Source organism: Actinocorallia lasiicapitis (assembly GCF_054778695.1).
Genome location: NZ_BAAGZI010000297.1, coordinates 1 through 7424, shown reverse-complemented (window position 1 = coordinate 7424; position 7424 = coordinate 1). Strand labels below are relative to the sequence as shown.

The following is a 7424-nucleotide window of genomic DNA, read 5'->3' as shown; positions in this document are numbered from 1 at the left end:
GAGCCCCCTGGCCGTGCTGAGGGACGCCCTGCGGAGGCCCGTAGCCCGGCTGGGGGCCGCCGTAGCCGGGCTGGGGGGCCGCCGGACGGTGCGGCTGGGGAGGGCCGTAGCCGCCGCCCTGGCCCGGTCCGTAGGGGTTGGGGGGTTGGCTCACGTGATTCATTCCTCCAAGCGCAGCAACATACGAGTGTTGCCGAGCGTGTTCGGCTTCACCCTGTCCAGATCCAGGAACTCGGCCACTCCGTCGTCATAGGAACGCAGCAACTCCTCGTAGACGACCGGGGCGACCGGGGTTCCCTGGATCTCCTGGAACCCGTGGCGAGTGAAGAACTCCACCTCGAAGGTAAGGCAGAAAACGCGCCGTACGCCCAGTTCCCGAGCGGTCGTCAGAAGCTGTTCCACGATCTGGTGGCCGATGCCCATCCCGCGGCATTGCGGGTCGAGTGCGACGGTGCGGACCTCGGCGAGGTCCTCCCACATCACATGCAGGGCGCCGCATCCGACGACCCCGCCGAACTCCGGGGCGTCCGCGACCCAGAACTCCTGCATGTCCTCATAGAGCTTGACGGTCGACTTCTCCAGCAGACGCCGTCCGGGACCGCCGTAGGTATCGACGAGACGACGTATGGCGCGCACATCGGGCGTCCTCGCCCGCCGGATCGTCAACTCCATAGTGGGGCTGAGACTAGTAGGTGTGAGGACCCATTGCGGTACGTCCCAATAGTCCCTGGGAAAACACTGATCACGAGTTGGTCGCGATAGCGCAACCTGGCGATCACCCTACGTGTTGACCTGCGGATTCGCGCGTTCTGGTTGGCATAGGCTGCCGACTTCGTTAGTCTCTCGGCCGAGTCAGCAGTAAGAACCAGCACCCTGCTGAACCGCCGAATCCCTTCAGCCGTACCCAGCGTCTGAGGGAACCGGGGACCCGCCAAGAATCTTTGGGGTGAGTCCGCGTTCCCGCGGTAGGGCACCTCCGGCCCGAACCCGACAGCTAACCCGGTAGGCGGCCGAGGAGAGGAAGTCCGTGAAGCACGTCCGCAGCAGACTGCTGTGCGCAGTGACCGCCGTCGCGGTCGCGTTCCCGGGAACGGCGCACGCCGATCCGGACCCGATGAAAGAGATCGAGAAGGTCGCCGACCAGCTCGAGGTCGTCAACGAGCAGTTGAACGGCCTGAAGGTGAAGCTGAGCCAGGCCAAGCGCGCCGCGAAGGTCGCGCAGGAGAACGCCGCACGCCAGCAGAAGAACCTCGACGTCGTCTCCGAGCGTGTCGGCAGCCTCGCCGCCACGACCTACATGAGCGGCGGCGCCGACCCGGCCGTCATGTTCGCGACGGCCCAGGACCCGCAGTCGTTCCTCGACCAGACGGCGACGCTCAGCTACTTCGCCGCCCAGGACGGAACCAAGATCACCGCACTGGTGAACGCGATGCAGTCGGCGCAGCGCACCAAGAAGGCCGCCGACGAGCGGGCCGGGCAGGTCACCAAGCTCCAGGACGACCTGAAGGCGAAGCAGAAGGACCTGAACGAGCGGTACTCCAAGGTCCGCCGCCAGATCCTCAAGAAGAACCCCGACAAGATCACCGACATTCCGGTCGTGACCGGGGCGGGCAAGGCGGCCGAGGCGCTCAAGGCGGCGCTGACCCAGCTCGGCGACCCCTACGTGTGGGGCGCGGACGGCCCGAACTCCTACGACTGCTCCGGCCTGACGATGTGGGCCTACGCCCAGGTCGGCATCAACCTGCCGCACTTCACCGGCAGCCAGTGGAACGCCGGCACCCATGTGACGCGCGAGCAGCTCCAGCCGGGCGACCTGGTCTTCTTCTACGGCGACCTGCACCACGTCGGCATGTACATCGGCGACGGGATGATGGTCCACGCGCCGCAGACCGGCGACGTCGTCAAGATCGCCCCGATGGGCGGCCGGCCGTTCGCCGGCGGCGTCCGCATCGCCTAGCTCCGCACCGCCAGGGAAACCGCGGGAAAAAGCGAGAGCCTGCCGGCTCAGGGGAAGAGACGGCAGGCTTCTGTCCGCTGCGGTCGATCAGGGTGACGCGCTTGCTAGATGAGCTGTCGGCGGGCCGCCCACACGACGGCCTCGATGGGGGTGTTGACGTCCAGACGGTCGCAGATCGCGCGAAGCCGGCGGCGCAGGGTGCGCGCGCTGAGTTCGAGCTTCCGGGCCGCCACATCGGCGGTCACGCCGCTGGCGATCTGGGCCAGCAGCCTGAGTTCGTCCTCACTCAGCCGGGGTTCGTCGAACGTCCGGCGTGCGAGTGTGGCCTGTTCCACTCCATCCTCCCTCGTCCTTCGATGATGACCGCAGGGGTGCGTCCGCTAGGCGGCCGCACGGGCGTGCTTTTTGTCAACGGTGGCCAGTCTCGGCCGATGGGTCGTTTGACGCCCCTTCGTGGGGAACGCTGAGTGACGATGCACTTGTCGAGGTCGGGACACGGTGGCAGCCTTCCCTTCCCCGGTTCGTGAATCGTTTCAAACAATCCCTACGGTCCGGAACGCTAGGCGGCCGGATCCGGACCGTCAAGGTCTCAAAGGCCACGAGAAGTGATCAATTCGCCACTGGAAGCGACCACTTATCTCACGCCTTCCGAAGGGCATTGCCGTTGACCTGCGAGAACACGACCCAACCCGGGGGGGAGTGGGCAAATGCGAGCCAGTATTCGTGAGGTCGCTCGCCGTGCGGGCGTCTCAGTTGGGACCGTTTCGAATGTCCTAAACCGGCCAGAAATGGTGGCCGAAGCCACACGGGTGCGCGTTCAAGGCGCCATCGACGAACTCGGCTTCGTCCGGAACGAGGCCGCTCGGGCCCTCCGGAAGGGCGTCGCGCACACGCTCGGCGTCGTCGTCGAGGACATCGCCAACCCCTATTTCACCGACATGGCGCGCGGCGCGGAGGCCGCGCTGAACACAGCCGGTTACGACGCGCTCTGGTGCACCAGCGAGGGATCGCCGGAGAAGGAGCGGCGCTGCCTCGACTTCCTGGAGGAACAGGGCGTCTCGGGGATCATCATCACCCCGGTGGCGCTCGACGCGGCCCGCATCGCCCGGCTGCGGACCCGGGGGATGCAGATCGTCCTGATCGACCGGCGGGTGCCCGGTGCGGGCGCCTGCTCCGTCAGCGTGGACCACGTGCGCGGCGGATCCCTCGCGATAAGGCACCTGATCGCGATCGGCAGGACCGATATCGCCTTCGTGACGGCCGAGCCCGAGCACCCGCCGTTCCGGCAGCGGCGCGGCGGCGCCATGAACGCGCTCGCCCGCGCCGGCTACCCGCCCGCCTTGATCATCAGTATGCGGGACTCGTCCGCCAAGGCGGGACAGAGCGCAGCCAGACGGCTACTGGAGTTTGGAACGCTCCCTAATGGGATTTTCTGCGCCAACGATTTGATGGCGATCGGCCTGCTCAACGAGCTGATCCGCAATGGTGTGAAAGTTCCTCAGGATGTGGCGGTCGTCGGTTACGACGATATAGACCTGGCCGAAACCGCCGTCGTCCCGCTGACCACGATCCACCAGCCGCGCCGCGAACTCGGCCGCAAGGCCACCGAACTCATCCTCTCCGCCGCCGACAACCGCCACCTCCTACTCCGCCCCGAGTTGATCGTCCGAGACTCAAGCGAATAAGCCCTCCTTCGCTTAACGCGAAAGAGGGCCCACTGCGAGCCGTGCGGCCGGGGCGCGGTGTCAGCTTCCCGGCTTGACCAGCGGGAAGAGGATCGTTTCGCGGATGTTCTTGCCGGTGAAGGCCATGATCAGGCGGTCGATACCCATGCCCATGCCGCCCGTGGGCGGCATTCCGTATTCGAGGGCGCGCAGGAAGTCCTCGTCGAGCTGCATGGCCTCGGGGTCGCCGCCGGCGGCCAGCAGGGACTGCTCGGTGAGGCGGCGGCGCTGCTCGATCGGGTCGACCAGCTCCGAGTAGGCGGTGCCCAGCTCGGCTCCGAACCCGATGAGGTCCCACTTCTCGGCCAGCAGCGGCTCGGTGCGGTGCTGGCGGGTCAGCGGGGACGTCTCGACCGGGTAGTCCATCACGAAGGTCGGCTGCATGAGCGTGTGCTCGACCAGTTCCTCGAAGACCTCCTGGACGAGCTTGCCCTGGCCCCACTTGGCATCCCAGTGCACCTCGCGGCCGTCCGCGAGCTTGCGGACGTGCTCGATCGGGGTGTGCGGGGTGATCTCCTCGCCGAGCGCCTCCGAGACCAGCCCGTAGACGGTCCTGCGCGGCCACTCCGCCAGGCCCAGGTCGTACTCGACGCCTTCGTTGACCACGACCGTGGTGCCGAGCGCGGCGACGACGGCCTGCTGGATGGAGCGCTGGGTGAGGTCGGCCATGTCGTTGTAGTCCAGGTACGTGCCGTAGGACTCGAGCATGGTGAACTCGGGGTTGTGCGTGGAGTCGGCGCCTTCGTTGCGGAAGTTCCGGTTGATCTCGAAGACCTTCTCGATCCCGCCGACGACGAGCCGCTTCAGGTACAGCTCGATCGCGATCCGGAGGTACATCTCCATGTTGTAGGCGTTGATGTGCGTCTTGAACGGACGCGCCGCCGCCCCGCCGTGGATCGGCTGGAGCATCGGGGTCTCGACCTCGAGATAGCCCTCGGAGTGCCAGAAGTCGCGGATGGCGCGCACGGTGTCGCTGCGCAGATGCGCCATCTTGCGGGCCTCGTCGTTGACGATCAGGTCGAGGTAGCGGTACCTGACCCTGGCCTCGGGGTCGGTGAGACCGGCGTGCTTCTCGGGCAGCGGACGCAGGCACTTGGAGGTGATCGCCCAGCTCTCCGCCATGATCGACAGCTCGCCGCGCCGGGAGGAGATGACCTCGCCCGTGACGCCCACGTGGTCGCCGAGGTCGACGTCGCTCTTCCAGGCCGCCAGGGACTCCTCGCCGACCCCGGCCAGCGAGATCATCACCTGGACGTCGGCGGTGCCGTCCCGCAGGGTCGCGAAGCAGAGCTTGCCGCCGACGCGCGAGAGCATGACCCGGCCGGTGATCCCGACTTTCTCCCCCGTCTCGGTGCCCGGTTCGAGCTCGGGGTATTTCTCCCGGATCGCACCGATGGTGTGGGTGCGGGGGTAGGTCACCGGGTACGGGTCGACGCCGCTTTCGCGGAGCCGCGCCACCTTGTCCAGGCGGACGCGCATCTGCTCGGGGGCGTCCCCGTAGGAATCAAGATCGCCGTAGGTCTCGTCACTCACGGTGTCAAGGCTATCGAGCCGGGAAAACCCGCGCGAACCGATAAGGCCTACGACGCGGCGGAAGATCCCTGAGCGGAGCCGCCGACGTTCCGTTCGTAGATCAGCCGGAGGCCGTGCAGGGTCAGCCAGGGCTCGAACGCGTCGATGCTCTGCGCCTCCTCCAGCACCAGCGGGGCCAGCCCGCCGGTGGCGACGACCTTGACGTCGTCGGGGTTGTCGGCGAGCTCCTCGGCCATCCGGTTGACCAGGCCGTCGACCTGGCCGGCGAAGCCGAAGATGATCCCCGACTGGAGCGCCTCGACGGTGTTCTTGGCGATGACGTTCCGGGGCCTGACCAGTTCGATCTTGTGGAGCTGGGCGCCGCGGACGCTCAGGGCGTCGATGGAGATCTCGATGCCGGGCGCGATGGCGCCGCCGATGTACTCCCCCTTGGCGGAAATGCAGTCGAAGGTGGTGGCCGTGCCGAAATCGACCACGATGGCGGGGCCGCCGAACAGGTGAATGGCCGCGAGCGAGTTGACGATGCGGTCCGAACCCACCTCCTTCGGGTTGTCCATCCGCACGGGCACCCCGGTCTTGACGCCCGGTTCCACGATGACGGCGGCGACGTCGCCGTAATAGCGACGGAACATCTCCCGCATTTCATGCAGGACGGCAGGGACCGTGGAGCACAGGGCAATACCGGAGATATCGGTTTCGGCCAGCAAAGGGCTCTGCTGCACCAGTCCCTGGAGCACCACCGCGATCTCGTCCGCCGTGCGGCGCGAGTCGGTGTTGATCCGCCAATGCTCGATGACCTCGTCGCCTTCGAAAAGGCCGAGCACGGTATGGGTGTTGCCGACATCAATGGTGAGAAGCATCAGGTCCCCGCTGCTGAGTGGAAGTCAAGGCCGATGTCGAGAGCCGGTGCGGAATGCGTCAGCCCACCTACCGCAAGGTAGTCGACACCGGTCACGGCCGCGTCTCGGGCCCCCGCGAGAGTGAGCCCTCCACTGGCTTCCAGAGTGGCGCGTCCCGCGTTCCGTGCGACGGCCTCCACCAGCAGTTCCGGCGGCATGTTGTCGAGCAGGACATCCGTGGCCCCCGCGGCCAGCGCCTCGTCGAGTTGGGCGAGCGTGTCGACCTCGACCTGGATGTGCAGCTCGGGGTAGCGGGCCCGGACCGCCGCGAACGCCGCGGTGACGCCGCCGGCCGCGGCCACGTGGTTGTCCTTGATCAGGGCGGCGTCCTGGAGGGACATCCGGTGGTTGACCCCGCCGCCGCAGCGGACCGCCCACTTCTGGAGCTGCCGCAGGCCGGGGAGGGTCTTGCGGGAGTCACGGACCCGCGCCTTCGTCCCGGCCAGCTCGGTCTCCCACAGGGCCGTCTGGGAGGCGATCCCGGACAGGTGGGTGAGGAAGTTGAGGGCGATCCGCTCGGCGCGGAGCAGCCCGACCGTGGGGGCGGTGACCGTCAGCAGGACGTCGCCCGCGGCGATCCGGTCGCCGTCCTGGAAGCGCGGCTCCAGTTTGGCCTCGCCGGGCAGCAGCACCTCGAAGACGGTCTCGGCGACCAGTAGCCCGGCCACGACCCCGTCGGCCCGTGCCGCGAAGTCGGCCGTGGAGACCTGGGCGGCGTCGAAGATCGGTTCGCTGGTGACGTCCACCTCGCCGTCCTCGGCCAGAGCCCGTCTGACCAGCGCCTCGACCTCGGCGGGGTCGAGCCCCGCCGCCTTCAGCCGTGCCTCGAGCCCCGGCGTCATCGCCCCACCCCTTCCGGTGTTCTCTTCACGATCAGCACCGCTCATGCGGCCGACTCCTGCCGGACCCTGGCGGGTTCGTAGCGGGTGGCCAGGGCGCTGCCCTGCACCCGGCTGACGAGGTGGCCGAGCCACCGGTCGTCGGCGTCGGGGAAGTCCTCCCGCCAGTGGCTGCCGCGGGTCTCCGCGCGACGTTCGGCGGCCGCGACGATCGCGCTGGCGACCAGGTGCAGGTTGGTGGCCTCCCAGGCCTCCACGCACGGCTCGTCGCTGGTCCTGGCGCCGAGGGCGGCCAGTTCCGCGGCGGCCCTGGCCAGGCCGTCGGCGGTGCGCAGGACCCCGCAGTAACGGCTCATGACCGTCTGGATCTCGGCGTGGACGGACGGGTCGAGCAGACCGTCCCTGACGGGCCGGTGCTCCCCCGCGACCAGCAGATCGCCGCTGAGCGCGGGGCCGCCCAGCCGCGCGGTGC

The 7424-nt window shown here is 68.1% G+C and carries 7 protein-coding genes, 1 pseudogene and 1 riboswitch; of the genes and pseudogenes, 2 read left to right on the top strand and 6 right to left on the bottom strand.

Features of this window, described 5'->3' with window-relative positions; all coding sequences use genetic code 11:
• Positions 1-159: 159 nt before the first annotated feature.
• Positions 160-672 carry an amino-acid N-acetyltransferase gene (locus ACYVE7_RS25320; RefSeq protein ID WP_460367860.1) on the bottom strand — a complete coding sequence of 171 codons (513 nt, stop codon included), beginning with the start codon at positions 670-672 and terminating at the stop codon, positions 160-162.
• Positions 673-872: 200 nt separating this feature from the next.
• Positions 873-1025, top strand: a riboswitch (cyclic di-AMP (ydaO/yuaA leader).
• Positions 1026-1027: 2 nt separating this feature from the next.
• Between ACYVE7_RS25320 and ACYVE7_RS25315 the strand changes: the two genes are divergently transcribed.
• Entirely contained in the window at positions 1028-1957 is a 930-nt protein-coding gene (locus tag ACYVE7_RS25315; RefSeq protein WP_460367858.1) for an NlpC/P60 family protein, read from the top strand.
• Positions 1958-2061: 104 nt separating this feature from the next.
• Here the strand turns inward: ACYVE7_RS25315 and ACYVE7_RS25310 are convergent, their stop codons facing one another.
• Positions 2062-2292: a LuxR family transcriptional regulator gene (locus tag ACYVE7_RS25310; protein WP_460367857.1), complete on the bottom strand. Its 231-nt coding sequence runs from the start codon at positions 2290-2292 to the stop codon at positions 2062-2064.
• Positions 2293-2664: 372 nt separating this feature from the next.
• On the opposite strand from ACYVE7_RS25310, the gene ACYVE7_RS25305 reads away from it, so the two are divergent.
• Positions 2665-3642: a LacI family DNA-binding transcriptional regulator gene (locus ACYVE7_RS25305; protein ID WP_460367855.1), complete on the top strand. Its 978-nt coding sequence runs from the start codon at positions 2665-2667 to the stop codon at positions 3640-3642.
• 60 nt (positions 3643-3702) lie between these two features.
• Here the strand turns inward: ACYVE7_RS25305 and lysX are convergent, their stop codons facing one another.
• From lysX to ACYVE7_RS25285, 4 genes and pseudogenes are all read right to left on the bottom strand, one after another.
• Positions 3703-5160, bottom strand: coding sequence for a bifunctional lysylphosphatidylglycerol synthetase/lysine--tRNA ligase LysX (lysX, locus tag ACYVE7_RS25300; protein WP_460367862.1), 1458 nt, complete (start codon positions 5158-5160; stop codon positions 3703-3705).
• A gap of 101 nt (positions 5161-5261) precedes the next feature.
• Complete coding sequence (locus ACYVE7_RS25295) at positions 5262-6074, bottom strand: type III pantothenate kinase (RefSeq protein ID WP_460367854.1); 813 nt, start codon at positions 6072-6074, stop codon at positions 5262-5264.
• Positions 6074-6955: a carboxylating nicotinate-nucleotide diphosphorylase gene (gene nadC / locus ACYVE7_RS25290; protein WP_460367852.1), complete on the bottom strand. Its 882-nt coding sequence runs from the start codon at positions 6953-6955 to the stop codon at positions 6074-6076. The genes ACYVE7_RS25295 and nadC overlap by 1 nt, the downstream gene beginning before the upstream one ends.
• A gap of 41 nt (positions 6956-6996) precedes the next feature.
• A pseudogene (locus tag ACYVE7_RS25285) lies at positions 6997-7424 on the bottom strand (L-aspartate oxidase); the annotation flags it as partial.

Bases quoted from the DNA above. Each gene is read 5' to 3' on its own strand.
- ACYVE7_RS25320 (WP_460367860.1), bottom strand. From the start codon at position 672: ATGGAGTTGACGATCCGGCGGGCGAGGACGCCCGATGTGCGCGCCATA.
- ACYVE7_RS25305 (WP_460367855.1), top strand. From the start codon at position 2,665: ATGCGAGCCAGTATTCGTGAGGTCGCTCGCCGTGCGGGCGTCTCAGTT.
- lysX (WP_460367862.1), bottom strand. From the start codon at position 5,160: ATGCGCGTCCGCCTGGACAAGGTGGCGCGGCTCCGCGAAAGCGGCGTC.
- ACYVE7_RS25295 (WP_460367854.1), bottom strand. From the start codon at position 6,074: ATGCTTCTCACCATTGATGTCGGCAACACCCATACCGTGCTCGGCCTT.
- nadC (WP_460367852.1), bottom strand. From the start codon at position 6,955: ATGACGCCGGGGCTCGAGGCACGGCTGAAGGCGGCGGGGCTCGACCCC.